This is a genomic window from Polaromonas sp. (genome assembly GCF_029945925.1).
Taxonomy (GTDB): Bacteria; Pseudomonadota; Gammaproteobacteria; order Burkholderiales; family Burkholderiaceae_C; genus Polaromonas.
The window spans coordinates 91,337-117,712 of record NZ_JAQSDN010000049.1; the positions used below are offsets into that span (position 1 = coordinate 91,337).

Sequence of the window (26,376 nt, forward strand, 5' to 3'; positions counted from 1 at the left end):
GCCCTTGCACGCTGGTCATGGACCGCTTGCACGGCCTCTTTTGTTGACCCGCCAGCGAGAAAAGCGCCCACTGCATGTCTGCCACACCGCTTCACGATCCGAGCACTGCGCCGCTGGCCGAAGCCACCACCGAGACGCGCAACACAACGTGCTACATGTGTGCCTGTCGTTGCGGCATCCGGGTGCATTTGCGCAACGGCGAGGTCCGCTACATCGAGGGCAACCCGGAGCACCCACTGAACCAGGGCGTGATCTGTGCCAAGGGTTCGTCAGGCATCATGAAGCAGTATTCGCCGGCACGTCTGACCAAGCCGCTGCTGCGCAAACCCGGCAGCGAACGGGGTGATGGCCAGTTCGTCGAGATCGAATGGGACGAGGCCTTGTCGATGCTGGAACAGCGTCTGAAGAAGATCCGTGCCACCGACCCCAAGCAGTTTGCCCTGTTCACCGGGCGCGACCAGATGCAGGCGCTGACCGGCCTGTTCGCACGCCAGTTCGGCACGCCCAACTACGCCGCGCACGGCGGTTTTTGCTCGGTCAACATGGCGGCCGGGATGATCTACACCATTGGCGGCTCTTTCTGGGAGTTCGGCGGCCCCGATCTGGAACGCGCCAAGCTGTTTGTGATGATAGGTACGGCCGAGGATCACCACTCCAATCCGATGAAGGTGGCGCTGTCCAAATTCAAGCGCGGCGGCGGGCGCTTTGTTTCCATCAACCCGGTGCGTACCGGCTACTCGGCCATTGCTGATGAGTGGGTGCCGATTAAGCCGGGAACCGATGGCGCGCTCCTGTTGGCGCTGATCCACGAACTGATTAAGCTGGGCCTGTATGACCGCGAGTTCCTCGCGCGCTACACCAATGCCGGTCAACTGGTGAATCAGGATGCCGGCAGCGACGACTTCGGCATGATGCTGCGCAACCCGCAGGGCGATGTCGTCAATCCGCTGCGCCCAGCCAACTTTTACTGGTGGGACCGGCTCACTGACCGGGACGTCGCCGACCATACGGAAGGCGCTGACCCGGCATTGCTGGGGCACTTCAAGCTGCCCGACGGCACACCCGCCGTACCGGCCTTTCAGTTGCTGGAAGAGCGCGTCAAGCCCTACACCCCCGAGTGGGCTGAAGGAATTACCGGCATCCCGGCTGCCACCATCCGGCGCCTGGCGCACGAGATGGGTATCACCGCGCGTGACCAGAAGATCGAGTTACCCATCGCCTGGACCGACTGCTGGGGTCAACGCCACGAGTCGGTCACGGGCAACCCGGTGGCTTTCCATGCCATGCGCGGCCTGGCGGCGCACTCCAACGGTTTTCAAACGATTCGCTCGCTGTCGATTCTGATGTCGCTGCTGGGCACCATCGACCGTCCCGGTGGTTTCCGGCACAAGGCCCCGTATCCGCGTGCGGTGCCGCCGAACGCACGTCCGCCCAAGGGGCCGCAGGCCGTCAAGCCCGACACCCCGCTGGACGGCGCGCCGCTGGGCTGGCCCGAAAGCCCGGATGATCTGTTCGTGGACGACCAGGGTCAGCCGGTGCGCATCGACAAGGGTTTTTCCTGGGAACATCCCTTGTCAGCCCACGGCTTGATGCACAACGTCATCACCAATGCATGGCGCGGCGACCCCTACCGCATCGACACCTTGCTGATCTTCATGGCGAACATGGCGTGGAACTCCACCATGAACACCTCCGAAGTGCGCAAGATGCTCAATGACAAGCACTCAGAGGGCGAGAACAGCGGTGAGTACAAGATCCCCTTCCTGGTGGTGTGCGATGCGTTCCAGTCGGAGATGACGGCCTTTGCCGATCTGATCCTGCCTGACACCACCTATCTGGAGCGGCACGACTGCATGTCCATGCTGGACCGTCCGATCTCCGAGTTCGATGGTCCGGCAGATTCGGTACGCATCCCCGTGCTCCCGCCTAAAGGCGAGTGCAGGCCCTTTCAGGAAGTGCTGGTGGAACTGGCGGGTCGGCTCAAGCTACCCGCCTTCACGCTGGCAGACGGCACGCGCAAGTTCAAGAGCTACCCGGACTTCATTGTCAACTACGAAACCGCGCCGGGTTCAGGCATCGGTTTTCTGGCAGGCTGGCGTGGCAAAGGCGGCGAAAAGTCCATGCGCGGCGAGCCCAACCCCAAACAGTGGGAAATGTATGAAAAGAACAACTGCGTGTTCCATTTCGAGATGCCACCGGAACACCAGTACATGCGCAACTGGAACCGCGGCTACATGGAGTGGGCGCAAAAGGTGGGCATCCGGCGCGACAAGGATCCCATCGTCATCCACATCTACTCAGAGTTCATGCAGGATTTTCGTCGTGCAGCCCAGGGAAAGCGCCCCGGCAAGCAGCCACCAGACCACTTGCGCAAACGGGTGGAAACCTATTTCGATCCGCTGCCGTTTTATTATGTTCCGCTTGAAGAGCAGGCCACGGACACGGCCAGATATCCACTCAACGCCATCACCCAGCGCCCGATGGCGATGTACCACTCCTGGGACTCGCAAAACGCCTGGCTGCGCCAGATCCATGCCCACAACTACCTGTTCGTCAATACCAAAACCGCGATCGCGGCAGGTATTGCCGATGGCGGCTGGATGTGGGTGGAGTCCCAATGGGGCAAGGTGCGCTGCATGTGCCGCTACTCCGAAGCGGTGGAGCCCGGCACGGTCTGGACCTGGAACGCCATCGGCAAATCCGCCGGCGCCTGGAACCTGACCCCCGACGCCAACGAATCGCAGCGGGGATTCCTGCTCAACCACCTGATTTCGGAAGCCTTGCCACCATCGAGTGCCGGCGCGTCCATTTCCAATTCCGACCCCATCACCGGACAGGCTGCGTGGTACGACGTACGGGTGCGTATCTACAAGGCGCAGGAGGACGAAGCTGAGCAAACCTGGCCACAGTTCAAGGCGGTGCCCGCCACACCAGGCATGCTGCAAGTGCTGCCGCGCTGGCTGGCCTGGTTTGCGGGCCGGGGAGGGCGTCAATGACCCAGCTTGCATTGGTGATCGACCTGAATGTGTGCGTTGGTTGCCACGCCTGTGTGACCAGCTGCAAACAATGGAACACATCTGGCGCGGCGGGCGCGCTGGTGGACCTGAACCCCTATGGTGCAGACCCGAACGGCACCTTCTTCAACCGGGTGCAGACCTTTGAAGTCGGTGAATTTCCGAATACGCAAACGGTGCATTTCCCCAAATCCTGCCTGCATTGTGAAGACCCGCCTTGCGTGCCGGTGTGTCCCACCGGGGCCAGCTACAAGCGCGCCGAGGACGGCATTGTGCTGGTGGACTACGACAAGTGCATCGGGTGCAAGTACTGCAGCTGGGCTTGCCCATACGGCGCGCGCGAGTTTGATGAGCAGCGCAAGGTCATGACCAAATGCACCTTGTGCGTGGACCGTGTCACGGATACCGCACTGCCGGAGAGCGAGCGCAAGCCCGCCTGTGTTCTGGCCTGTCCAGCCAGCGCCCGCCTGTTCGGTGATGTGCACGATCCGGAATCGGTCGTATCCAGGGCCATCGCCGATAGAGGGGGGTATCAGCTCATGCCCGAATGGGGAACACGTCCGGCCAACCACTACTTGCCGCGCCGCAAGACCGAAATACGCATTTACCCCGAAGACCTCGAGCGCGTGGACAACCCGCTGAAGCTGGACGGCAAGCAACCTGAACACGCCCACCGTGATCCGGGGCGCGAAGACTTCGCCACCTGAACCCCAACCCTGCACACCATGCAACCCGCTTTTTCAGTCATCTTTCTGACCACGCTGATCGGCGCCGCACAAGGACTTTTTCTGGCGCTGTACGGCACCGAGATCTCCGGCGTGGGCGGTCTCACCCCGGTGCAAAGCCAGCGATTTCTGTTCTCGGGAAGTCTGGTCGCACTCGGGCTGAGCGCTTTGGGTCTGGTCGCCTCATTTTTTCACCTCGGGCACCCGGAGCGTGCGTGGCGTTCCGCGGCCATGTGGCGCACTTCCTGGTTGTCACGGGAGGTCATCGTCCTGCCACTTTTCATGCTGGGCCTGTCTCTCTATGGTGGCGCTCATTTTCTGGGTTCAAGCCACACCAGGATCATTGGCGCCGCCACCGCATTGGCCTGTCTCGCGCTGTTCGCCTGCACCGCCATGATCTACGCCTCGGTACGCTTCCTGCAAGAGTGGGCCAGCCCGCTGACCCTGGTGAACTACTTCCTGCTGGGCTGCGCATCGGGCCTGACCCTGGCCACGCTGTTGGTGGCGAATTTCGACGCGCCCGGCCTGGTCGTGCCTTACGCCATGGCTGCAAGCATGCTGACTCTGCTGGCCTGGGTCAGCCGCAGCGCCTCACTGCTGCGTAACGCCCGGCTCAAGCCAAAATCCACGCTGCAAAGCGCCATCGGCATCAAACACCCGCGCATCGTGCAAAAGGCCCAGGGTTTCATGGGCGGCTCCTTCAATACGCGCGAATTCTTTCATGGCCGCAGCGCAGCCTTGCTGCGTTCGATCAAGTGGGCTTTTCTGCTTCTGGTGTTCCCGCTTCCGCTGCTGTGCCTGGCCCTTGGCGTATCGGCCTCGTCCACGCCGATGCTGGCTGCGGCCTTTGCACTGCAGTACACCGGCTTGCTGGCGGAGCGCTGGTTCTTTTTTGCCCAGGCCAACCACCCGCAGAACCTGTACTACCAGACGATCTCCTGAAAGGAACGTTTCCATGCGCAAAATCCTGTGCTCCATGGCCTTACTCGCCAGCCTGAATGCCTTCGCCGATGCTCCATGGCTGGTCGAGGCGCGCAAGGTCGCTGGCTCGGTGCCCCCCCAATTGCTTCAAGTGCTGAGCGAAGAAATCGCCAAAGGCGGACCGGAGTCTGCCATTGGCGTCTGCCGCGAAAAAGCACCGCAGATGGCCAGGACCGCATCGGCGCAAACTGGCTGGGCCATCCGGCGCGTCAGCCTGCGCCAGCGCAACCCCAAGGCGGTCCCTGATGCATGGGAACAGGCTGCCCTGGAAGACTTTGACCGACGCGCCGCCGCTGGCGAGAGCCCGGCCACACTGGAAAAATGGGAGGTCGTGGCACAGGCCGATCGCAAGGAGTATCGCTACATGCGGGCGCTTCCCGTACAGCAGGTATGCCTGGCCTGCCATGGTGCGACGGACACCCTCAAGCCGGAAGTCATGACGCAATTACGCACGCTGTATCCCGGCGACAGGGGCGTGGGCTATTCGATTGGCCAGATTCGCGGTGCGATGACGATACGCAAGGCCATGTAAACCCCAGATCAGCGGCGACGAAACAACCCGATTCCCCTTCATGGACGACGTCGCCACGCGCACACCATCCACTGCGGCATTCCTCAAGCAGTTGCAATGGGCCGGGATGATGTTGGCCATCCTTGTGCTCCTGGCCGGTCCCGTGCATGCCGCTGGCAATGTGGCACCGGCCAGCATACTGCCCTGGTGGTTCTGGCCGCTGGCGCTGTTTGTGACCTGTTTTTTCATCGGCATCGTGGCGGTGCCTGCCGGCATTGGGGGTGGCACGCTGTTTGTGCCCATCATCGGAGGGTTTTTCCCCTTTCATCTGGACTTCGTGCGTGGCGCAGGTTTGCTGGTAGCGCTGGCCAGCGCGCTGGCGGCCGGACCATTGCTGTTGCGCGGTGGCCTGACCAGCCTGCGCCTGGCGCTGCCGCTGGCGCTTCTGGCCTGCATGAGCTCGATTGCAGGGGCATTGCTCGGTCTGGCGCTTCCCGCCCCGGTGATCCAGACAGCGCTGGGACTGATCGTGCTGGGCATTGTGGCGCTCATGCTCGCCGCCAAAAAATCAGAATTCCCCCACGTGGCGCAACCCGACCGGCTGTCTTCGGCATTGGGAATTCATGGCGTCTTTATTGATGGCGCTTCAGGCCGGTCCATCGACTGGCAGGTACACCGAACGCCTCTGGGGCTGGTGCTGTTTCTGGGCATTGGCGTGATGGCCGGGATGTTCGGCATTGGCGCTGGCTGGGCCAATGTGCCGGCCCTGAACCTGCTGATGGGTGCACCGCTGAAGGTGTCGGCGGGTACGTCCGGGTTGGTGTTGTCGCTGGTCGATTCCTCGGCCGCCTGGGTGTACCTGAACCGCGGCGCGGTATTGCCGATGATCGCCGTGCCCTCAGTCGTAGGCATGATGCTGGGTGCGCGGATAGGCGCCCGCCTGCTTCATGTGCTCAAGGGATCGGTCATCCGCAAGATGGTCATCACCCTGCTGCTGTTTGCAGGCATACGCGCCCTGTTCAAAGGCTTGGGCCTGTGGGTCTGAAAGCGAGCGATCGATGAGCACCGCAAACTCTACGAATGCCCAGCAGCAACAAGCCGAGGCCAGGCGCTACGCCTTGCTGCTGGATTGGGGTACGCGCGTCGGCGTACTGGCGCTGCTACTCAGTTTCGCGGCCTATCTGTTCGGGGTACTCCAGCCGCATGTGCCTCTGGAGCAACTGCCCAGCGTCTGGAACCTGCCGGTGAGTGCCTACCTGCAAAGCACGAACACCCCCACGGGCTGGGGCTGGCTGGCCCTGGCGCACAAAGGAGACCTGTCCAACCTGATCGGCATTGCACTGCTGGCCGGCTGTTCGCTGCCACCCTTGCTGGGCTTGATCCCTTTGTATCTGAAGCGGCGTGATTACGCCTATGCAGGGATTTGTGCCGTGGTGGCGACGGTGCTGGTACTGGCCGCCTCGGGTATTCTGACAGGAGGGCACTGAGCATGGCGGAACTCTTCTCGCGTCTGTTGCTGGCCACCGAACACACCGAATTTGACACCGGAGCCGAAACGGTGGCCATGGACCTGGCGCAGCGCTGCCAGCTGCCGCTGGCCACCGTCCTCCCCCTGGTGAGTAATCCGGAATATGAGGCGCTGGCGCCGCAGCTTGCGGCGCGGGCCGAGCACGACGCTGCGACCAAGATCGCCCAGTTGCGCGCCCAGGCGGACGCGGTCGGCGTGACGATAGCCCTGCGCGTGCGACGCGGTGAAGAGCCGTATTGTGAGATCGTGCAGGAGGCGCGGGAGCAGGGCAGCGACCTGATCATCATTCGCCGCCGCGGGAAGCGGAGCTTTCTGGCGAATCTGCTGGTCGGCGAGATGGTGAGCAAAGTCGTCGCGCACGCGCCCTGTCATGTGCTGATTGTGCCGCGGGAGGGATGCATGTGGCGCCGGCGCGTGCTGGCCGCTGTGGAGCCTACGGCGCAAGGGCGTCAGGTCGTCGCCACGGCTGCCGCGGTCGCCGCTGAGTGTGGTTTGCCACTGCATCTGGTATGCGTCGTCGCCTCCGAAGAGGAGCGCCAGCCGGCGCAGGCCTTCATCAACGGGATGCAGGATCAGGCACGGCTGGCTGGCGTGGTTGCACAAGGTGAGGTACGAATTGGAAAACCATTCACGGAAATTCTGGCCTCCGTGACCAGCAGTGGGTCTGATCTGATCGTCATGGGCAGCCGAGGGGACAGCCGGATTGGTCGTGCCCTGGTCGGGGGGGTGGCGCAAAAGGTGATGGGTTTGTCAGAACACCCTGTGCTGGCTCTGCATTTTAAATAACCCCGGATTCTTCCTGTCATGAGTGATGCACTGAACTACCTGCTCAAAGCCCGGCCCGAGGCATTGGGCCATTATTTCGCGTTCCTGAAAGATGCTGGCAAGCACCTGGACCCCAAAACAAGGAATCTGATTTCGGTCATCACTAAAGTGCATGCCCAGACCGATCGCGGCTTTCGCCAATACCTGGGTCGTGCGCTGCGCGAGGGCTGCACGCCGATGGAGGTTCTGGATGCGCTGCTGATGGCGTTTCCAGCGCTGGGACTGGCCAAAATCATCTGGGCCGTGGACATCATTCTGGACATGAAGATCCCCGGGTTCCAGCCCGAGGCCTTGACCAGCCTTGGCCAGTGGCACGACGTGATGGCCAGCTCAGCCGTCGGGGATGGTGAAGTCACGCGCACCGAATGCGATGGCCGCGGCCTGTTCATCTATCGCAACAAGAAAATTTTTCAGGTGTACGACAGCCGTTGCCCGCACCAGACCACCGACATACCGCAGCTGGCACTGAAGGGCAGTACCCTGACCTGTCCCAAGCACCAATGGGTGTTCGATGTGAAGAGCGGAGACTGCATCAAGAAAGGCAACAGTCCGCTCAAGCGCATCGACTCCAAGGTCGTCAAAGGCCGTTTGCAGGCTTTTTGGTAACCCCCAGCCGCTGTCGCCTGCATCATCCAGGCGACAGCGGCTAGGCGTTTCGCGAGCCGCGGCCGGCAAGGCCTCGAGAGGGACGACATGCTGGCAAAGTGAACGTGGGGGCCGGGTTCACCCGATAGCGAGCTGCGTCACTGTGCTGACCGGGACCTTTTTACCCAGCGTCAAGGTCAACACGCCGTTTTCCAGTTTCGCGGTGCTGGCCGAGGCATCGATTTCCACCGGAAAACGGTAAGCCGCCTTGACCGTGCGTGCTGCATCGGCTTTGCTGGCAATACGCACCACATCGCCTTCGATGCCGATGTCCAGCTGTTCCCTGGCCAGGCCCGGAACGTCCAGTTGCAGTGAATAGGCCTTGTCGCCGTCTTCCACCGACGCCGATTGGGCGGTGCGGCTGTCGGACAGGGAGCCCAGGGTGTCGCTCAGGAATTTGTCAAGAGCGCCATTGCTGACCAGCGAGGAGGCGGGACGCTGAAAGTTTCGCGCAGGACGGCCGGCAAGTGAATAGAACATCAGGACTCCTTTGGGTTGATCGGGAAAATTTTCCCCTTACACTTCGCGGCTCCCAATCGTGATCGCCGCATGCACAGCAGGTAAGCGTGCCAAGGCGTATTTCAAGGAAATTCCAGAATGTATTTTTTCAGTTCCCGGGTCTTGAAACGTGTCGTACTGGCCTTAGGCGCGAGCGCCTGCCTGTGGTCTGCCGTTGCCTCTGCACAGCAGTCCGTGGCGGCGCCAGCTCCGGTCCGCGTCGCGCTGATCGAGAGTTTGTCCGGACCGTTTGCCAATACCGGCGAAGCCGTGTTCCGCAACCTGGTGTGGGCGGCGGAGCGCGTCAATGCGCGCGGTGGCCTCAAGCTGCCCGGCGGCAATCGCCCCCTGGTGTTCGTGCGCTACGACAGCAAGGGCCAGAACGAGGAGGCCCTGTCGGCCCTGCGCTCCGCCCTGGATGACGGGATCACGCTGGTGACCCAGGGCAACTCGTCGTCGACCGCTGCGGTGCTGATTGATGCGATCAACAAACACAATGAGCGCCAGCCGGCCCAGCGCGTGCTGTACCTGAATTATTCCGCGGTGGACCCGGTGCTGACCAATGAAAAATGCAGCTACTGGCACTTCCGCTTCGATGCCCACGCCGACATGCGCATGGCCGCGCTGATGGATGTGCTCAAGGACGACAAGGCGGTCAGGAGCATCTACCTCATCGGGCAGGACTACAGCTTCGGCCAGGCCGTGCTGCGCGAAGCCCGCAGGCAGCTCGGCGCCCAGCGCCCCGATGTGCAGATCGTCGGTGACGAGCTGCACCCGATGGGCCGCGTCAAGGACTTTCTTCCCTATGCCGCCAAGATCAAGGCCAGTGGCGCTCAGGCCGTGCTCACCGGCAACTGGGGGAACGACCTGACCCTGCTGGTCAAGGCCGCGCGGGATGTGGGTTTTGAAGGCAGCTTCTACACGTTTTACGGCAATGCACTGGGCGTCCCCGCCGCGCTCGGTGATGCCGGCGTTGGCAAGGTCATCGCCGTGGCCGACTGGTTTCCCAATGAGCCGGGTGCCCAGTCGGAGGCGTTTTACCAGTCCTTCCGCCAGCGTTTCCCCAAACCCCAGGACGACTATGTGCACATGCGCATGCAGTTGATGGTCGAGGCCCTGGCGCAGAGCATCGAAAAAGCCCGCACGGTGGAGTCCGCCGCCGTCGCCGCTCAGCTGGAAAAGGCGACCGTGCTGTTTGCCGGCCACAAGGGCGTGATGCGCAGCGCCGACCACCAGTTCCAGCAACCGCTGCTGGTGGCCGTGATGGACAAACAGGGGACACCCGGTGTCCGGTTTGACGTCGAAGGCTCGGGCTATGGTTTTCGCGTGATCAAGACCATAGCTGCAGCGCGCTCCGAACAGGCGCACAACTGCAGGATGCAGCGGCCCTGAACCGCTCGCCAAAGACCCTTCCGCTGAAAGACACCCATGAGACAAGCCGTTTTAGACCTCGAAGAGTCGATGATCCGCCAGGTGGCCAATGCCGGCATGGGGCGCAGCGATGTGCTCAAGTTCTGGTTTGGTGAAAGTGACGAGGTCACACCCGCCTTCATCCGCGACGCTGCCATCGCCTCGCTGCAGCAGGGCGAGACTTTTTACGCGCACAACCTGGGCTTGCCGGAGTTGCGCGAGGCGATTGCGCGTTACGCCACGGGCTTGCGCTGTGTCGGCGCAGCAGCGATTGAAGCGGACCGCATTGCCGTCACCTCGGGCGGTGTGAATGCCCTGATGCTGGCCATGCAGGCCCTGGTGGATGCCGGCGATGAGGTGGTGGCGGTCACGCCGGTCTGGCCCAACCTGACCGCGCAGCCGCTGATCATGGGTGCGAAGCTGCACTGTGTGAGCCTGCGGCCGGTGGCCGGCCAGTGGCAACTCGATATGGACGAGTTGCTGGCGGCCATCACGCCCCGGACCCGGCTGTTGATCGTCAACGCACCGAACAACCCGACCGGCTGGACCCTGAGCCGCGCCGAGCAGGACACCCTGCTCGCGCACTGCCGGCGCACCGGCACCTGGATTCTGGCCGACGAGGTGTACGAGCGGCTTTATTTCGAGCCCACGGAGAACGGCTGCGCGCCTAGCTTCCTGGATATCGCGGCCCCGGAAGACCGGCTGGTGGTCGTCCATAGCTTTTCCAAGAGCTTTTTGATGACCGGCTGGCGCCTGGGCTGGCTGGTGATGCCGCCCGGCATGACGCCGCACATGGGCAAGCTGGTGGAGTTCAATACCTCGTGCGCTCCGGTGTTCGTCCAGCGGGCCGCCCTGGTGGCACTGGCAAGAACCGATGACGTCACGCCGCAGCTGGTGGCGCACCTGAAAACCTGCCGTGACACGCTGGTGCCGCTGCTGCAGGCGCTGCCGGGCGTGGAAGTAGCGCCGGCCCGGGGCGGCATGTATGCGTTTTTCAGGCTGTCGGACCAGGCGCGCTTCGGCGATTCGCTGGCCACCGCCAAACGCCTGGTGGTGGAGGCCGGCCTCGGACTGGCCCCCGGCAATGCCTTCATGGTCAACCCGGCGCCCGAGGCCCAGGGCTGGCTGCGCTGGTGTTTTGCGAGCCGGGACGTCGCCAGGCTGGAGCAGGGCGTGGAGCGCCTGGCCCGCTGGCTGCCCGGCGCCTGAGTCGATCCGGAGACTGGGCTATAATCCAAGGCTCTGCCCAAGGCGTGCTTTTTCATTCATGAAGCAGCACCTCGCAGAACACGGCGGCCACGGTCAACTCCCACGTCGGGAACACTGTACCGCTCGCAAGTCATTTCAAGGAAAACCCATGATCGCGAAATCCATCAAGGCCGACATCGTTCAGGCCAACGCACGCGCCGCCGGCGACACCGGCAGCCCTGAAGTTCAAGTGGCCCTGTTGACCGGCCGCATCAATGAACTGATGCCCCATTTCAAGACCCACGCCAAGGATCACCACGGTCGCCGTGGCCTGCTGCGCATGGTGAGCCGCCGCCGCAAGCTGCTGGACTACCTGAAGTCCAAGGATGCAGCCCGTTATGTTGCGTTGATCGCCAAGCTTGGCCTGCGTAAATAAGCGCTAAAACGACTGCAAGGCGCCTGAGTTAGTTCACTAGCTCAGGCGTTTTTTACTTCGGAGCAAGGCAAAACGATCACGCGCTGTGTCATTCCACAAGAAAAGACCTGGTATCCCAGGCATTTTGTGGAATGGCATCGTGTTCTGCCAGCCACCCCTCCGGGCTCCTGCACTGCCTCAAGTGCTTGAAACTAGTGGAGATAAACCATGAGCATTTTCAACAAAGTCACCAAATCCTTCCAGTGGGGCCAGCACAAGGTCACGATGGAAACCGGCGAAGTCGCACGCCAGTCCGGCGGCGCCGTGTTGCTGGATATGGATGGCACCGTGGTGCTGGCCACCGTGGTCGCCAAAACCGAGGCCAAGCCCGGGCAGGATTTTTTCCCGCTGACGGTCGACTACCTGGAAAAAACCTATGCCGCTGGCCGCATTCCCGGCAGCTTCTTCAAGCGCGAAGGCCGTCCCAGCGAGTTCGAAACACTCACCTCGCGCCTGATCGACCGCCCGATCCGCCCGCTGTTTCCTGAAGGCTTTTTCAACGAAGTGCAGGTTGTGATCCATGTGCTGTCGCTCAATCCTGAAATCGAAGGCGACATTCCTGCGCTGATCGCTTCCAGCGCCGCGCTGGCCATTTCCGGCATTCCGTTCAACGGCCCGATCGGTGCCGCCCGCGTGGCCTACATCGACGGCCAGTACGTGCTGAACCCCGGCAAGACCCAGCTGAAGGATTCGAAGATGGACCTGGTTGTGGCCGGCACCGAAGCCGCTGTGCTGATGGTCGAGTCCGAAGCCCAGCAGCTGTCCGAAGAAATCATGCTCGGCGCCATCGTGTTTGGCCATGAGCAAGGCAATATCGCCATCAACGCCATCCACGAACTCGTTCGTGACGCCGGCAAACCGGTCTGGGACTGGCGTGCGCCCGCCAAGGACGAGGTGCTGATCGCCAAGGTGGTTGCGCTGGCCGAAGAAAAGCTCGCCAAGGCCTATCAGATCCGCAACAAGCAGGCCCGTACCCACGCCACGCGTGAAGTGACCACCTGGACCAAGATGGGCCTGAAAGCCGAAGGCGTCGAATTCGATGGCGTTGCGGTCGAAGGCATGCTGTTCGACATCGAAGCCAAAATCGTGCGCAGCCAGATCCTGGCCGGCGATCCGCGTATCGACGGCCGCGACACGCGCACCGTGCGCCCCATCGAAATCCGCAACAGTGTGCTGCCCCGTACCCACGGTTCGGCCCTGTTCACGCGCGGCGAGACCCAGGCGCTGGTGATTACCACGTTGGGCACCGAGCGCGACGCGCAGCGCATTGATGCTCTGTCCGGCGACTATGAAGACCGCTTCATGCTGCACTACAACATGCCTCCGTTCGCCACCGGCGAAACCGGCCGTGTGGGCAGCCCGAAGCGCCGCGAAATCGGCCACGGCCGCCTCGCCAAGCGCGCGCTGATCGCGGTGCTGCCGACCAAGGAAGAGTTCCCTTACACCATGCGTGTCGTCAGCGAGATCACCGAGTCCAACGGCTCCTCGTCGATGGCTTCGGTCTGCGGCGGCTGTCTGTCACTCATGGACGCCGGCGTGCCGATGAAAGCCCACGTGGCCGGCATCGCCATGGGCCTGATCAAGGAAGATAACCGCTTTGCGGTGCTGACCGACATCCTGGGTGACGAAGATCACCTGGGCGACATGGACTTCAAGGTGGCCGGTACCACCGCCGGCATCACCGCGCTGCAGATGGACATCAAGATCCAGGGCATCACGAAGGAAATCATGCAGGTCGCGCTGGCCCAGGCCAAGGAAGCCCGCATGCACATCCTCGGCAAGATGCAGGAAGCCATGGGCGAAGCCAAGACCGAGGTCTCTGACTTCGCACCGCGCCTCTATGTCATGAAGATCAACCCCGAAAAAATCCGTGACGTGATCGGCAAAGGCGGCGCCGTCATCCGTGCGCTGACCGAAGAAACCGGCACGCAGATCAACATCGAGGAAGACGGCACCATCACGATCGCGTCGAACGACAGCGCCAAGGCCGATGAAGCCAAACGCCGCATCGCCGAGATCACCGCCGAAGTCGAAATCGGCAAGGTCTACGAAGGCGCGATCACCAAGATCCTGGACTTCGGTGCCCTCGTCAACCTGCTGCCCGGCAAGGACGGCCTGCTGCACATCAGCCAGATCGCCCACGAACGTGTCGAGCGCGTGACCGACTACCTGAGCGAAGGCCAGATCGTCAAGGTCAAGGTTCTGGAAACCGACGAAAAAGGCCGCGTCAAGCTGTCCATGAAGGCGCTGCTCGATCGTCCGGCCCAAGGCCAGGACCAGGGCTGAACTGCTATCTGATTGGTAGCTGCTCGCGCCCGTCTGACGGGCGCTGCGGCCAACAATGAGCATGTACCTGATGAAAGCAGTCGAAATCACTTCCTTCGGTCCGCCCGACGTCCTGTGTCTGGGCGAGCGGCCTGCGCCGGTTGCCGGCGAAGGCGAGTTGCTGATCCGCGTCAGTGCCAGCGGGGTGAACCGCCCCGATGTCCTGCAGCGCACCGGCAACTACCCGGTGCCGCCCGGGGCGTCCGATATTCCGGGGCTGGAAGTGGCTGGCGTGGTGGTTGGCGGCGACGCCGCGGCCATGGCGCAAGCCGGCCTGAAGGCGGGCGACCGTGTCTGCGCGCTGGTGGCGGGCGGCGGTTATGCCGAGCTGTGCGTGGCGCCGGTGGGCCAATGTCTGCCGGTGCCGGCGGGACTCAGCGATATCGAGGCAGCCTCGCTGCCCGAAACATTTTTTACCGTCTGGAGCAATGTCTTTGACCGGGTGCGCCTGCAAAAGGGCGAAACTCTGTTGATCCAGGGCGGCTCCAGCGGCATCGGCGTGACGGCCATCCAGATGGCCAAGGCGCTGGGCGCCACGGTGCTGGTCACGGCCGGCAGCGACGACAAGTGCGCCGCCTGCCTGGCCCTCGGTGCCGACCACGCGATCAACTACAAAACCAGCGACTTTGCCGAAGAGGTCAAGAAGCTGACGGCTGGCCAGGGCGTCAATGTCATTCTCGACATGGTTGCCGGCAGCTACGTGGCGCGTGAGGTCGAGTGCCTCTCCGAAGACGGCCGTCTGGTGATCATTGCCGTGCAGGGCGGCCTCAAGGCCGAGTTCAATGCCGGCCTGGTGCTGCGCAAGCGCCTCACCATCACCGGTTCGACGCTGCGGCCGCGTTCGATCGAGTTCAAGGCTGCGATTGCCGCGGCCCTGCGGGACAAGGTCTGGCCGCTGATTGCCAGTGGCGCGATCAAACCCGTGATTCACTGCACCTTTGCCGCGGCAGATGCCGCCCAGGCCCATGCGCTGATGGAGTCGAACCAGCACATCGGAAAAATCGTCTTGACCTGGCAGGTACCCAGCCCATGAAAAAGCTCATCGCAGGAAACTGGAAAATGAATGGCAGCCTGGTTGCCAACGAAGCCTTGCTGCAGGCACTGGCGGCCGGTTTGCCGGCGCAGCCGGGGTGTGCGGTGGCGGTGTGTGTTCCGGCGCCGTATCTGGCGCAGTTCCAGGCGCTGGCCCAAGCCTTGCCGGCCTTGGCTGCCATTGATCTGGGTGCGCAGGACGTCTCGGCCAAGGCCTCCGGGGCCTACACCGGTGAAATCAGCGCGTCCATGCTGAAGGACTTCGGCTGCCGTTACGCCATCGTCGGCCACTCGGAGCGCCGCCAATACCACTTCGAGACCGATGCATTGGTGGCCGAGAAGGCGCAGCAGGCGCTGGCTGCGGGCATCACGCCGATTGTCTGTGTCGGCGAGACACTGGCAGAACGCGAAGCGGGGCAGACGGAAAGTGTCGTCAAACGCCAGCTGGCGGCTGTGATTCATGCCAATGGCCACTGCATCAGCGAGATCGTCGTGGCCTATGAACCGGTCTGGGCCATCGGCACCGGCAGGACCGCGACACCCGAGCAGGCGCAGGCCGTGCACGCGGTGCTCAGGGCCCAGCTCAAGGCGGCGACGGACCAGTCCGCTCGCGTGAAAATTCTGTATGGCGGAAGCATGAATGCGGCCAATGCCGCAACGCTGCTGAGCCAGCCTGACATCGACGGCGGCCTGATCGGCGGCGCGTCGCTTAAGGCCCCCGATTTTTTGACGATTATTGCTGCAGCCGCCGTCTGACGGGCGGAGCAGGCTATTCAATTAGGAGTAAACATGAACGCTTTGTTAACCATTGTTCTGGCGATCCAGATGATCACCGCGCTGGCCATGATTGGCCTGATCCTCGTGCAGCACGGCAAGGGTGCCGACATGGGTGCGGCTTTTGGCAGCGGCGGTTCCGGCAGCCTGTTTGGCGCCAGCGGCAGTGCCAACTTCCTGTCGCGCACCACGGCTGTTCTTGCGGCGGTATTTTTTGTCTGCACGCTGGCCCTGGCTTATTTCGGTAACGCGCGTCCACAGACCGGCACCAGCGTGCTGGAAGGCGCAGCCATCACGGCGCCAGCGCCGGTCGCTCCCGGTGCCGGCCAGATCCCCGGCACGGCCACCCCCGCACCCACAGCCGGTGCGGTCGCCGTACCGCCTGCGCCGGCAGCTTCAGGCGCAGGTCAGATCCCGACGAAATAGCGCCATAAAGGTGCCGTGCTGCTCAGGGAACGGCACAAATTCAGGGTAAACTCTGAGACTGCCCGGAAAGCCAAAAACCGCAAGGTTCCTCATGCAATCCGGACAGCTAAAAACCGCGGACGTGGTGAAATTGGTAGACACGCTATCTTGAGGGGGTAGTGGCGAAAGCTGTGCGAGTTCGAGTCTCGCCGTCGGCACCAAGTGTTCAAACCGTGTCTTCGCACCACCCAATGATCAGCCTGCTTCTCGCTATTTTGCTTGATGTTCGCGGACAGTGTTGCAAAGCCACCTAAGGTAGGCGCGTGTGAGTTCGCAGCTCAGCGCGCTTTTTGCTTTTCGAATGTGTTTCAATCGCATGTTGCCTGTTCTGTCCTGCCTGAGAGCTGCCAGTCATGATGAATCTTGAGAATTACCTGCCCGTCATCCTCTTCATCTTGGTGGGTGTCGGAGTCGGGGTGGTCCCTCAGTTGCTTGGCTTCCTGCTGGGCCCGCGTCGTCCTGATGCAGCTAAAAATTCCCCTTATGAATGTGGCTTCGAGGCCTTTGAAGACGCGCGGATGAAGTTCGACGTGCGCTACTACCTCGTGGCCATTCTGTTCATTTTGTTTGATCTGGAAATCGCTTTTCTCTTCCCCTGGGCTGTGGCCCTGAAGGAAGTGGGCATGGCAGGCTTCACCGCCATCATGCTGTTTTTGGGCATCCTCGTCGTGGGCTTTGCCTACGAGTGGAAAAAGGGCGCCCTGGACTGGGAATGAGGTAATCAACATGGGTATCGAAGGCGTCTTCAAAGAGGGCTTCATCACCACATCGGCGGACACGCTGATCAACTGGTCCAAGACTGGCTCCTTGTGGCCGATGACGTTTGGCCTGGCCTGCTGCGCGGTTGAAATGATGCACGCAGGGGCAGCGCGCTACGACATCGACCGTTTCGGCATGCTGTTCCGTCCCAGCCCCCGTCAGTCCGACCTGATGATCGTGGCAGGCACCTTGTGCAACAAGATGGCACCAGCCTTGCGCAAGGTCTATGACCAGATGGCTGAACCCCGCTGGGTGCTGTCCATGGGCTCGTGTGCCAACGGTGGTGGTTATTACCACTACAGCTACTCGGTGGTGCGCGGTTGCGACCGCATCGTGCCAGTGGACGTCTATGTGCCGGGCTGCCCGCCCACGGCCGAGGCCCTGCTGTACGGTGTTCTGCAATTGCAGGCCAAGATCCGCCGCGAAAACACCATTGCCCGCTGAGAGCGCAGGACTGTTTCAATGAGCACCAAACTCGACACCCTGCAAGCCGCGCTGCACTCTGTGCTGGGCGATGCCGTCAAGCGGCTGGACAACCTCAAGGGCGAACTGACCCTGACCGTGTCCAGCGCCCAATACATCCAGGTGGCCACCACCTTGCGCGACCACCCTGAACTGCGCTTCGAGCAGCTTCAGGACCTGTGTGGGATGGACTACTCCACGTACAAGGATGGCGCCGCTTCGATCTATGCCGAAGGTCCACGTTACTGCGTGGTCAGCCACCTCTTGTCCGTGGCAAAAAACTGGCGCCTCCGCCTGAAGGTCTTCGCCACCGATGACGACCTGCCCATGGTGGCCTCGGTCAACGACGTCTGGAGTTCTGCCAACTGGTTCGAGCGCGAAGCTTTTGACCTGTACGGCATCATCTTCGAAGGTCACATCGATCTGCGCCGCATCCTCACCGATTACGGCTTCATCGGCCACCCCTTCCGCAAAGACTTCCCGACCTCGGGCCACGTTGAAATGCGTTACGACCCCGAACAGCGTCGCGTGATCTACCAGCCGGTGACGATTGAGCCGCGCGAGATCACCCCGCGCATCATCCGTGAAGACAACTACGGAGGCCTGAAGTAATCATGGCCGAGATCAAGAACTACACCCTGAACTTCGGGCCCCAGCACCCGGCTGCCCACGGCGTACTGCGCCTGGTGCTCGAGCTCGACGGCGAAGTCATCCAGCGCGCTGACCCGCACATCGGTCTGCTGCACCGCGCCACTGAAAAACTGGCCGAGTCCAAGACCTTCATCCAGTCGCTGCCCTACATGGACCGCCTGGACTACGTCTCGATGATGGCCAACGAGCACGCCTACTGCCTGGCCATCGAGAAGATGATGGGCATCGACGTGCCCGAGCGTGCCCAGTACATCCGCGTGATGTTCGCCGAGATCACCCGGGTGCTGAACCACTTGCTGTGGTTGGGCTGTCACGGTTTCGACTGCGGTGCGATGAACATCCTCATCTACTGCTTCCGCGAACGCGAAGACCTGTTCGACCTGTATGAAGCCGTATCAGGCGCGCGCATGCACGCCGCCTACTTCCGTCCGGGTGGCGTTTACCGCGACCTGCCGGACACCATGCCGCAGTACAAGGTCAGCAAGATCAAGAACGCCAAGACCATTGCGCGCCTGAACGAAAACCGCCAGGGGTCCATGCTGGACTTCATCGACGATTTCACGCAGCGTTTCCCTGGCTTGATCGACGAATACGAAACCCTGCTGACCGACAACCGCATCTGGAAACAGCGCACCGTGGGCATCGGCGTGGTCTCGCCCGAGCGGGCTCTGAACCTTGGCTTCTCAGGCGCCATGCTGCGTGGTTCAGGCATCGTCTGGGACCTGCGCAAACACCAGCCCTACGATGTCTACGACCGCATGGACTTCGACATTCCCGTGGGCAAGAACGGAGACTGCTACGACCGCTACCTGGTCCGCGTGGAAGAGCTGCGCCAGTCCAACCGCATCATCAAACAGTGCGTGGATTGGCTGCGTGCCAACCCCGGCCCGGTCATCACTGACAACCACAAGGTGGCCCCCCCTTCCCGCCTCGAGATGAAGACCTCGATGGAAGAGTTGATCCACCACTTCAAGCTCTTCACCGAAGGCTTCCACGTGCCGGAAGGCGAAGCCTATGCGGCCGTGGAGCATCCCAAGGGCGAGTTCGGCATCTACCTGTCCAGCGATGGTGCCAACAAGCCTTACCGCTTGAAGATCCGCGCGCCGGGCTTCCCGCACCTGGCCGCACTCGACGAAATGAGCCGTGGCCACATGCTGGCCGACGCCGTGGCCATCATCGGCACGATGGACATCGTGTTCGGTGAGATCGACCGCTAAGAAGCGAGATGACTGACAAACCCATGCTCAGCGAACAAACCAAAGCGCGTTTCGACCGCGAAGTGGCCAAGTACCCGGCCGATCAGAAACAATCCGCGGTGATGGCCTGCCTGTCCATCTTCCAGCACGAGAACGGCTGGATCTCGCCCGAAGGCGAGAAGCTGATCGCCGAGTACCTGGGCATGGCGCCCATCGCGGTGCGCGAGGTCGCCACCTTCTACAACATGTACAACCAGCAGCCGGTGGGCCAGTTCAAGCTGAACGTGTGCACCAACCTGCCATGCCAGTTGCGTGATGGCCAAAAGGCCCTGGAGCACCTGTGCCACAAGCTGGGCATCGAAGCAGGCGAGACCACGGCCGATGGCCTGTTCACCGTGCAGCAAAGCGAATGCATGGGCGCTTGCGCCGATTCGCCAGTGCTGATGGTCAATGACCGCCAGATGGTCAGCTTCATGAGTAACGACCGCCTCGATGCGTTGGTCGACACGCTCAAGGCCAACGCCAAATAATCGAGGACCACACAGATGTTGGACCTTTCCCAATTCCAATCGACCGGCCAGGAAACTGTTTTCCACGGTCGGCACCTCAATGCCCAGATCTACGCTGATCTGGACGGCAAGAACTGGGGCCTGCAGGATTACCAGGCGCGCGGCGGTTACACGGCCTTGCGCAAGATCCTGGGTCTGGACGGCGGCGAGGGCATGACGCCTGAGCAAGTGATTGCTGACGTGAAGCTCTCGGCCCTGCGTGGCCGTGGTGGCGCCGGTTTTCCCACGGGTTTGAAGTGGAGCTTCATGCCCCGCGCTTTCCCCGGCCAGAAGTACCTGGTGTGCAACTCCGACGAGGGCGAGCCGGGCACGTGCAAGGACCGCGAGATCCTGATGTACAACCCGCACATCGTGATCGAAGGCATGGCGATTGCGGCCTACGCCATGGGCATCAGCGTGGGCTACAACTACATCCACGGCGAGATCTTCGAGGTGTATGAACGCTTCGAAGCTGCCCTGGAAGAAGCGCGCGCCGCCGGCATGCTTGGCAACAACATCATGGGCAGCAAGTACAGCTTCCAGCTGCACGCTTTCCATGGCTTTGGCGCCTACATCTGCGGCGAAGAAACCGCGCTGCTCGAATCGCTCGAAGGCAAGAAGGGCCAGCCCCGCTTCAAGCCACCGTTCCCGGCCAGCTTTGGCTTGTACGGCAAGCCCACCACGATCAACAACACCGAGACCTTCGCGGCGGTGCCCTGGATCATTCGCAACGGCGGCCAGGCTTTCCTCGAAGTGGGCAAGCCCAACAACGGCGGCACCAAGCTGTACTCGGTCAGCGGCGACGTCGAGCGTCCTGGCAACTACGAGATCCCCATGGGCACGCCTTTCCCCAAGCTGCTTGAGCTGGCGGGTGGCGTGCGTGGCGGCAAGAAGCTCAAGGCCGTGATCCCCGGTGGATCGTCGTCGCCCGTGCTGCCCGCGCACATCATGATGGAATGCACGATGGACTATGACTCCATCGCCAAGGCCGGCTCCATGCTGGGCTCGGGCGCGCTGATCGTGATGGACGAAACCCGCTGCATGGTCAAGAGCCTGCAACGCCTGTCCTACTTCTACATGCACGAATCCTGTGGCCAGTGCACGCCTTGCCGCGAAGGCACGGGCTGGCTGTGGCGCATGGTTGACCGCATCGAGAAGGGCCATGGCCGCGTCGAAGACATCGACCTGCTGAACTCCGTGGCCGACAACATCCAGGGCCGCACCATCTGCGCGCTGGGCGATGCCGCCGCCATGCCGGTGCGCGCCTTCATCAAGCACTACCGCGATGAATTCATTCATCACATCGAACACAAGACCTGCGTGGTCCCTGCCTATGTATAACTGCCCCCACGCTCGGAATACCTCGCTGCCCCCCGAGGGGGCTGGCCTTCCTTGGGGCGGCCCGGCGGAAGGCCGGTCGCACGCGGGTAAAGGTGAGTACAAACATGGTTGAAATCGAACTCGACGGACAGAAAGTCCAGGTGCTTGAAGGCAGCATGGTCATGCATGCGGCCGAGCAAAACGGCACTTACATCCCGCACTTCTGCTATCACAAGAAGTTGTCGATCGCGGCCAACTGCCGCATGTGTCTGGTGGACATCGAAAAGGCGCCCAAGCCGATGCCGGCCTGCGCTACGCCAGTGACGCAAGGCATGATCGTGCGCACCAAGAGCGACAAAGCCATCAAGGCCCAACAGGGCGTGATGGAGTTTTTGCTGATCAACCACCCGCTGGATTGCCCGATCTGTGACCAGGGCGGCGAGTGCCAGTTGCAGGATCTGGCCGTGGGCTATGGCGCTTCTTCTTCGCGCTACGAAGAAGAAAAGCGTGTGGTCTTCAAGAAGGAGGCGGGCCCGCTCATCTCGATGCAAGAGATGAGCCGCTGCATCCAGTGCACCCGCTGCGTGCGCTTCGGCCAGGAAATCGCCGGTGTGATGGAGCTTGGCATGATCCACCGCGGTGAGCACGCCGAGATCACCACTTTCGTGGGCAACACGGTCGACTCCGAACTGTCGGGCAACATGATCGACATCTGCCCCGTTGGCGCGTTGACCAGCAAGCCCTTCCGCTACCAGGCTCGCACCTGGGAGTTGTCACGCCGCAAGAGCGTGTCGCCGCATGACTCCACCGGCGCCAACCTGATCGTTCAAGTGAAGAGCGGCAAGGTCCTGCGCGTGGTGCCTCTGGAAAACGAAGCCGTCAATGAATGCTGGATCGCCGACCGCGACCGCTTCAGCTACGAAGCTTTGAACAGCGACCAGCGCCTGACCAAGCCCATGCTCAAGCAGGGCGGCCAGTGGCGCGAAGTTGACTGGACCACCGCGCTGGAATACGTTGCCAACGGCCTGAAGGGCGTGAAGAACGACCATGGCGCCGAAGCCATTGGTGCACTGGGCACGGCCCATAGCACGGTGGAAGAGTTGTACCTGCTGGGTCAACTGGTGCGTGGTCTGGGCAGCGACAATGTCGACACCCGCCTGCGTCAATCTGATTTCACCATCACGCCAGGCGCGACATGGCTGGGCCTGCCCATCGCCGAGCTGTCCACACTGGACCGGGCTTTGGTGATCGGCTCCTTCCTGCGCAAGGATCATCCGCTGTTCTCGTCGCGCCTGCGCCATGCCGCCAAGCGCGGTGCGCAGGTCAATGTGATCGGCGCCACCACCGACGACTGGCTGCTGCCCATCTCGCAACGCATCGTCGTGGCGCCAAGCGCCTGGGCCCAGACCCTGGCCGATGTGGCCGTGGCCGTGGCCGAAAGTCAGGGCGTGTCGGCCCCTGCGCAAGGCAATGCCACCCCAGCGGCCCAGGCCGTGGCGGCATCGCTGCTGTCTGGCGAAAAGAAAGCCATCCTGCTGGGCAATGCCGCCGTGCATCACCCGCAAGCTGGGGTCCTGCACGCCCTGGCGAACTGGATTGGCGAGCAAACCGGCGCCACCGTCGGCTTCTTGGGTGAAGCAGCCAACACCGTCGGCGCGCAACTGGTGGGTGCTCAGCCCCAGCAGCGCGGTTTGAACGCTGGTCAGATGCTGTCCGGCCAGCAGATCAAGGCCGTGCTGCTGCTGAACGCCGAACCCGAGTTCGATGCTGCCAATCCCTCGGCGGCCCGCGCTGCGGTCAACAACGCGCAAATGGTCGTGTCGCTCTCGGCCTTCAAGTCCGGCGCCAACGACTACGCCGATGTGCTGCTGCCCATCGCGCCGTTCTCCGAAACTTCCGGCACGTTCGTGAACGCCGAAGGCCGCGTGCAAAGTTTCCATGGCGTGGTCAAGCCCCTGGGCGACACCCGTCCGGCCTGGAAGGTGCTGCGCGTGCTGGGCAACATGCTCGGTATTCCGGGCTTCGAGTTCGAGACCTCCGAAGAAGTCCGCGCTGCCGCGCTGGGCGACTTGGCCGCGATCCCTTCGCGCTTGTCGAACCAAAGCACGGCCACGATCCAGTTGCAAGGCTCAACAGGTGGGCTGGAGCGCATCGCCGATGTGCCCATTTACAGCGCCGATGCCCTGGTGCGCCGCTCTGAGTCCCTGCAAAAAACGGCTGACGCCAAGCCACCCGTGGTCAGCCTGTCCAAGGCCTTGTGGGCCGAGTTGGGACTGGCCGATGGTGCGCAGGTGAGGGTGTCGCAAGACAAGGGCTCCGCCACCTTGAGCGCCGAGCTGGATGCCAGCTTGCCTGCCAATGTGGTGCGCGTGCCCGCAGGCCATGCCCTGACGTCTTCGTTGGGTGCCCAGTTCGGTGCCATTCGGGTTGAAAAACTCGGCGTCGACAAGGTCTGAGGCCAAGGAACATCACATGATCGATACCATTTACACAGCTGGCGAAGGTGCCCTGGGAGGCGCCTGGCCCGTGGTCTGGACGCTGATCAAGATCGTCTGCGTTTTGCTGCCTTTGCTGGGATGCGTGGCCTACCTGACCTTGTGGGAGCGCAAGTTCATTGGCTGGACGCAAGTGCGTCCCGGTCCCAACCGCACAGGTCCTTATGGCCTGCTGCAGCCCATCGCAGACGCCGTGAAGCTGATCTTCAAGGAGATCATTGTTCCGTCGGCCGCCAACAAGGGCCTGTTCTTCCTCGGCCCTGTCATGACCATCATGCCGGCGCTGGCCGCGTGGGCGGTCGTGCCGTTTGGTCCTGAAGTGGTGCTGGCCAATGTCAACGCCGGTCTGCTGTTCCTGATGGCGATCACCTCGCTGGAAGTCTATGGCGTGATCATCGCGGGCTGGGCGTCCAACTCCAAATACGCCTTCCTGGGCGCCATGCGCGCTTCGGCCCAAATGGTGTCGTACGAAATCGCCATGGGCTTCTGCTTGGTGATCGTGCTGATGGTGTCGGGCTCTCTGAACATGAGCGACATCGTGCTGTCGCAAGACAAGGGCATGTTCGCCAGCGAGGGCTGGAGCTTCATGTCGTGGAATTGGCTGCCTTTGCTGCCCATCACTGTCGTCTACTTCATCTCCGGCCTGGCTGAAACCAACCGCCACCCCTTTGACGTGGTGGAAGGCGAGTCGGAAATCGTGGCCGGCCACATGGTCGAGTACTCGGGCATGGCCTTCGCCATGTTCTTCCTGGCCGAGTACGCCAACATGATCCTGGTGTCGGCCTTGGCTGCCGTCATGTTCTTCGGTGGCTGGCTGGCGCCAGTGCACGCCCTGAATTTCATCCCCGGGTGGATCTGGCTGTTTGGCAAGACCTTCCTCATCGTGACCATGTTCCTGTGGGTGCGGGCATCGTTTCCCCGCTTCCGTTTCGACCAGATCATGCGTCTGGGCTGGAAGATCTTCATCCCGATCACCCTCGTGTGGTTGGTGATCGTGGGGGGCTGGATCATGTCTCCCTGGAACATCTGGAAGTAAGGGGCCGCCACCATGAGCACCACTGCAAGCTTCTCTCTCAAGAGCTTCGTCTCGAGCTTCTTCCTCGCGGAGATGTTCAAGGGCCTGGCCCTGACGGGCCGCCACTTCCTCAAACCACACATCACGGTGCAGTTTCCGGAAGAAAAGACGCCCATGTCGCCGCGCTTCCGTGGCCTGCACGCCCTGCGCCGTTACGACAACGGCGAAGAGCGCTGCATCGCCTGCAAGCTGTGCGAAGCCGTTTGCCCGGCCATGGCCATCACCATCGAGTCCGAAGTGCGTGACGACGGCTCGCGCCGCACCACGCGCTACGACATCGATCTGACCAAGTGCATCTTCTGCGGCTTCTGCGAAGAAAGCTGCCCGGTCGATTCGATCGTCGAGACGCACATTTTTGAATACCACGGCGAAAAGCGTGGCGATCTGTACTTCACCAAGGACATGCTCCTGGCCGTGGGCGACCGCTACGAAAAAGAAATCGCAGCCAGCAAGGAGGCGGACGCGAAGTACCGCTGATCCGACAAACACATGGACACCTTAACTGCGCTCTTCTACGTTTTTTCCTTCGTGCTGCTGTATGCGGCCTTTCGCGTGATCACCGCGAAAAGCCCGGTCAGCGCGGCCCTGCACTTGGTGCTGGCCTTCTTCAGCGCGTCCTGCATCTGGATGCTCTTGCAAGCCGAATTCCTGGCCATTGCGCTGGTGCTCGTCTACGTGGGGGCGGTCATGGTGCTGTTCCTCTTCGTGGTGATGATGCTGGACATCAACATCGACTCGATCCGCCAAGGCTTTTGGAAGCACTTCCCACTGGCCGGTTTGATCGGTGTGGTCATCGCGCTGGAAATGGCCTTCGTGCTGACCCGGGGGTTCGATTTGGGCCTGCCCAAGGCTTTCCCGCCTGAAGTGGCCAAGTACCCGAACACCAAGGCGCTGGGCATTGAGCTCTACACGCACTACCTGTTCCCGGTGCAGATCGCGGCGGTCATCCTGCTGGTGGCCATCATCGCGGCCATCGCCTTGACACTGCGTCGCCGCAAGGACTCGCATTATCAAAACCCGGCTGAGCAAGTCAAAGCCACCAAGGCCGACCGCTTGCGCATCGTCAAGGTCGATGCCGTGGTTGAAAAGCCTGCTGCCCCTGTGGACTCCTCCACCCCCGCCAATCCCTCTGGAGGTCAGGCATGACCGCTGTGACCCTTGGACACTACCTGTCACTGGGCGCGATCTTGTTCGCCATGTCCGTGATCGGCATCTTTTTGAACCGCAAGAACCTGATCGTGCTGCTGATGGCCATCGAGCTGATGCTCCTGGCCGTCAACATGAACTTCGTCGCGTTCTCCCACTACCTGGGCGACATGGACGGGCAGGTCTTCGTGTTCTTCATCCTGACGGTGGCAGCCGCCGAATCGGCGATTGGCCTGGCCATCCTCGTGGTGCTGTTCCGCAATCGGCAATCGATCAACGTGGACGAGCTCGACACCCTCAAGGGTTGATCGGCGGGCGTCAGGAGAAC

27 protein-coding genes and 1 tRNA gene are annotated in these 26,376 nt (G+C 62.1%); 27 read left to right on the top strand and 1 reads right to left on the bottom strand.

Features of this window, described 5'->3' with window-relative positions; genetic code table 11:
* Window positions 1-74 precede the first annotated feature (74 nt).
* The 8 genes from PSV40_RS17735 to PSV40_RS17770 are packed head-to-tail and all read left to right on the top strand — an operon-like array spanning window position 75 to window position 8,190.
* On the top strand, window positions 75-2,996 hold the full coding sequence (locus PSV40_RS17735) for a molybdopterin oxidoreductase family protein (protein WP_300540232.1): 2,922 nt from the start codon (window positions 75-77) through the stop codon (window positions 2,994-2,996).
* Entirely contained in the window at window positions 2,993-3,721 is a 729-nt protein-coding gene (gene soeB, locus PSV40_RS17740) for a sulfite dehydrogenase subunit SoeB (RefSeq protein ID WP_300540234.1), read from the top strand. Before PSV40_RS17735 ends, soeB begins: the two co-directional genes overlap by 4 nt.
* An 18-nt stretch (window positions 3,722-3,739) precedes the next feature.
* Window positions 3,740-4,681 (top strand): DmsC/YnfH family molybdoenzyme membrane anchor subunit, encoded by a 942-nt coding sequence (locus tag PSV40_RS17745; RefSeq protein WP_300540236.1) that lies wholly within the window; start codon window positions 3,740-3,742, stop codon window positions 4,679-4,681.
* Between the two features lie 13 nt (window positions 4,682-4,694).
* Complete coding sequence (locus PSV40_RS17750; protein ID WP_300540238.1) at window positions 4,695-5,252, top strand: DUF3365 domain-containing protein; 558 nt, start codon at window positions 4,695-4,697, stop codon at window positions 5,250-5,252.
* A 40-nt stretch (window positions 5,253-5,292) separates the two neighbouring features.
* Entirely contained in the window at window positions 5,293-6,276 is a 984-nt protein-coding gene (locus PSV40_RS17755) for a sulfite exporter TauE/SafE family protein (RefSeq protein WP_300540240.1), read from the top strand.
* Window positions 6,277-6,289: 13 nt separating this feature from the next.
* Window positions 6,290-6,718 carry a hypothetical protein gene (locus PSV40_RS17760; protein ID WP_300540242.1) on the top strand — a complete coding sequence of 143 codons (429 nt, stop codon included), beginning with the start codon at window positions 6,290-6,292 and terminating at the stop codon, window positions 6,716-6,718.
* Window positions 6,719-6,720: 2 nt separating this feature from the next.
* A complete protein-coding gene (locus PSV40_RS17765) occupies window positions 6,721-7,545 on the top strand; it encodes a universal stress protein (RefSeq protein ID WP_300540244.1) in 825 nt (274 codons plus the stop codon).
* A gap of 18 nt (window positions 7,546-7,563) precedes the next feature.
* Window positions 7,564-8,190: a Rieske 2Fe-2S domain-containing protein gene (locus PSV40_RS17770; RefSeq protein WP_300540246.1), complete on the top strand. Its 627-nt coding sequence runs from the start codon at window positions 7,564-7,566 to the stop codon at window positions 8,188-8,190.
* 117 nt (window positions 8,191-8,307) lie between these two features.
* On the opposite strand, the gene PSV40_RS17775 is transcribed toward PSV40_RS17770, so the two are convergent.
* On the bottom strand, window positions 8,308-8,709 hold the full coding sequence (locus PSV40_RS17775; RefSeq protein ID WP_300540248.1) for an Hsp20/alpha crystallin family protein: 402 nt from the start codon (window positions 8,707-8,709) through the stop codon (window positions 8,308-8,310).
* A gap of 117 nt (window positions 8,710-8,826) precedes the next feature.
* Between PSV40_RS17775 and PSV40_RS17780 the strand changes: the two genes are divergently transcribed.
* The 19 genes from PSV40_RS17780 (at window position 8,827) to nuoK (ending at window position 26,356) form a co-directional block, all read left to right on the top strand.
* Entirely contained in the window at window positions 8,827-10,119 is a 1,293-nt protein-coding gene (locus PSV40_RS17780; RefSeq protein WP_300540250.1) for a branched-chain amino acid ABC transporter substrate-binding protein, read from the top strand.
* A gap of 36 nt (window positions 10,120-10,155) precedes the next feature.
* Window positions 10,156-11,346 (top strand): pyridoxal phosphate-dependent aminotransferase, encoded by a 1,191-nt coding sequence (locus PSV40_RS17785; protein WP_300540252.1) that lies wholly within the window; start codon window positions 10,156-10,158, stop codon window positions 11,344-11,346.
* 148 nt (window positions 11,347-11,494) lie between these two features.
* Entirely contained in the window at window positions 11,495-11,761 is a 267-nt protein-coding gene (rpsO, locus tag PSV40_RS17790; RefSeq protein ID WP_096665963.1) for a 30S ribosomal protein S15, read from the top strand.
* Between the two features lie 207 nt (window positions 11,762-11,968).
* Window positions 11,969-14,086: a polyribonucleotide nucleotidyltransferase gene (gene pnp / locus PSV40_RS17795; RefSeq protein WP_300540254.1), complete on the top strand. Its 2,118-nt coding sequence runs from the start codon at window positions 11,969-11,971 to the stop codon at window positions 14,084-14,086.
* 70 nt (window positions 14,087-14,156) lie between these two features.
* Entirely contained in the window at window positions 14,157-15,158 is a 1,002-nt protein-coding gene (locus PSV40_RS17800) for an NAD(P)H-quinone oxidoreductase (protein WP_300540255.1), read from the top strand.
* Window positions 15,155-15,913, top strand: a complete 759-nt coding sequence (tpiA, locus tag PSV40_RS17805; protein ID WP_300540257.1) for a triose-phosphate isomerase — start codon at window positions 15,155-15,157, stop codon at window positions 15,911-15,913. Before PSV40_RS17800 ends, tpiA begins: the two co-directional genes overlap by 4 nt.
* Window positions 15,914-15,946: 33 nt before the next feature.
* Window positions 15,947-16,357 (top strand): preprotein translocase subunit SecG, encoded by a 411-nt coding sequence (gene secG, locus PSV40_RS17810; RefSeq protein ID WP_300540259.1) that lies wholly within the window; start codon window positions 15,947-15,949, stop codon window positions 16,355-16,357.
* Between the two features lie 115 nt (window positions 16,358-16,472).
* Window positions 16,473-16,557: transfer RNA gene (locus PSV40_RS17815), tRNA-Leu, on the top strand.
* Window positions 16,558-16,752: 195 nt separating this feature from the next.
* The gene (locus PSV40_RS17820; protein WP_230179739.1) at window positions 16,753-17,112 is read left to right on the top strand and encodes an NADH-quinone oxidoreductase subunit A; all 360 of its coding nucleotides are present in this window, start codon (window positions 16,753-16,755) and stop codon (window positions 17,110-17,112) included.
* Window positions 17,113-17,122: 10 nt separating this feature from the next.
* On the top strand, window positions 17,123-17,599 hold the full coding sequence (locus PSV40_RS17825; protein ID WP_300540260.1) for an NADH-quinone oxidoreductase subunit B family protein: 477 nt from the start codon (window positions 17,123-17,125) through the stop codon (window positions 17,597-17,599).
* 18 nt (window positions 17,600-17,617) lie between these two features.
* Window positions 17,618-18,229, top strand: coding sequence for an NADH-quinone oxidoreductase subunit C (locus PSV40_RS17830; RefSeq protein ID WP_300540262.1), 612 nt, complete (start codon window positions 17,618-17,620; stop codon window positions 18,227-18,229).
* A 2-nt stretch (window positions 18,230-18,231) separates the two neighbouring features.
* Window positions 18,232-19,485: an NADH-quinone oxidoreductase subunit D gene (locus tag PSV40_RS17835; protein ID WP_300540264.1), complete on the top strand. Its 1,254-nt coding sequence runs from the start codon at window positions 18,232-18,234 to the stop codon at window positions 19,483-19,485.
* Between the two features lie 23 nt (window positions 19,486-19,508).
* On the top strand, window positions 19,509-19,994 hold the full coding sequence (nuoE, locus tag PSV40_RS17840) for an NADH-quinone oxidoreductase subunit NuoE (RefSeq protein WP_300540357.1): 486 nt from the start codon (window positions 19,509-19,511) through the stop codon (window positions 19,992-19,994).
* 15 nt (window positions 19,995-20,009) lie between these two features.
* A complete protein-coding gene (gene nuoF, locus PSV40_RS17845) occupies window positions 20,010-21,353 on the top strand; it encodes an NADH-quinone oxidoreductase subunit NuoF (protein ID WP_300540266.1) in 1,344 nt (447 codons plus the stop codon).
* Between the two features lie 104 nt (window positions 21,354-21,457).
* Window positions 21,458-23,788: an NADH-quinone oxidoreductase subunit NuoG gene (gene nuoG / locus PSV40_RS17850; protein WP_300540268.1), complete on the top strand. Its 2,331-nt coding sequence runs from the start codon at window positions 21,458-21,460 to the stop codon at window positions 23,786-23,788.
* Window positions 23,789-23,804: 16 nt separating this feature from the next.
* On the top strand, window positions 23,805-24,863 hold the full coding sequence (nuoH, locus tag PSV40_RS17855; RefSeq protein WP_300540269.1) for an NADH-quinone oxidoreductase subunit NuoH: 1,059 nt from the start codon (window positions 23,805-23,807) through the stop codon (window positions 24,861-24,863).
* 12 nt (window positions 24,864-24,875) lie between these two features.
* A complete protein-coding gene (gene nuoI / locus PSV40_RS17860; protein ID WP_300540271.1) occupies window positions 24,876-25,379 on the top strand; it encodes an NADH-quinone oxidoreductase subunit NuoI in 504 nt (167 codons plus the stop codon).
* 12 nt (window positions 25,380-25,391) lie between these two features.
* Complete coding sequence (locus PSV40_RS17865) at window positions 25,392-26,048, top strand: NADH-quinone oxidoreductase subunit J (protein ID WP_300540273.1); 657 nt, start codon at window positions 25,392-25,394, stop codon at window positions 26,046-26,048.
* Entirely contained in the window at window positions 26,045-26,356 is a 312-nt protein-coding gene (gene nuoK / locus PSV40_RS17870; RefSeq protein ID WP_230179292.1) for an NADH-quinone oxidoreductase subunit NuoK, read from the top strand. The genes PSV40_RS17865 and nuoK overlap by 4 nt, the downstream gene beginning before the upstream one ends.
* The last annotated feature ends 20 nt before the right edge of the window (window positions 26,357-26,376 follow it).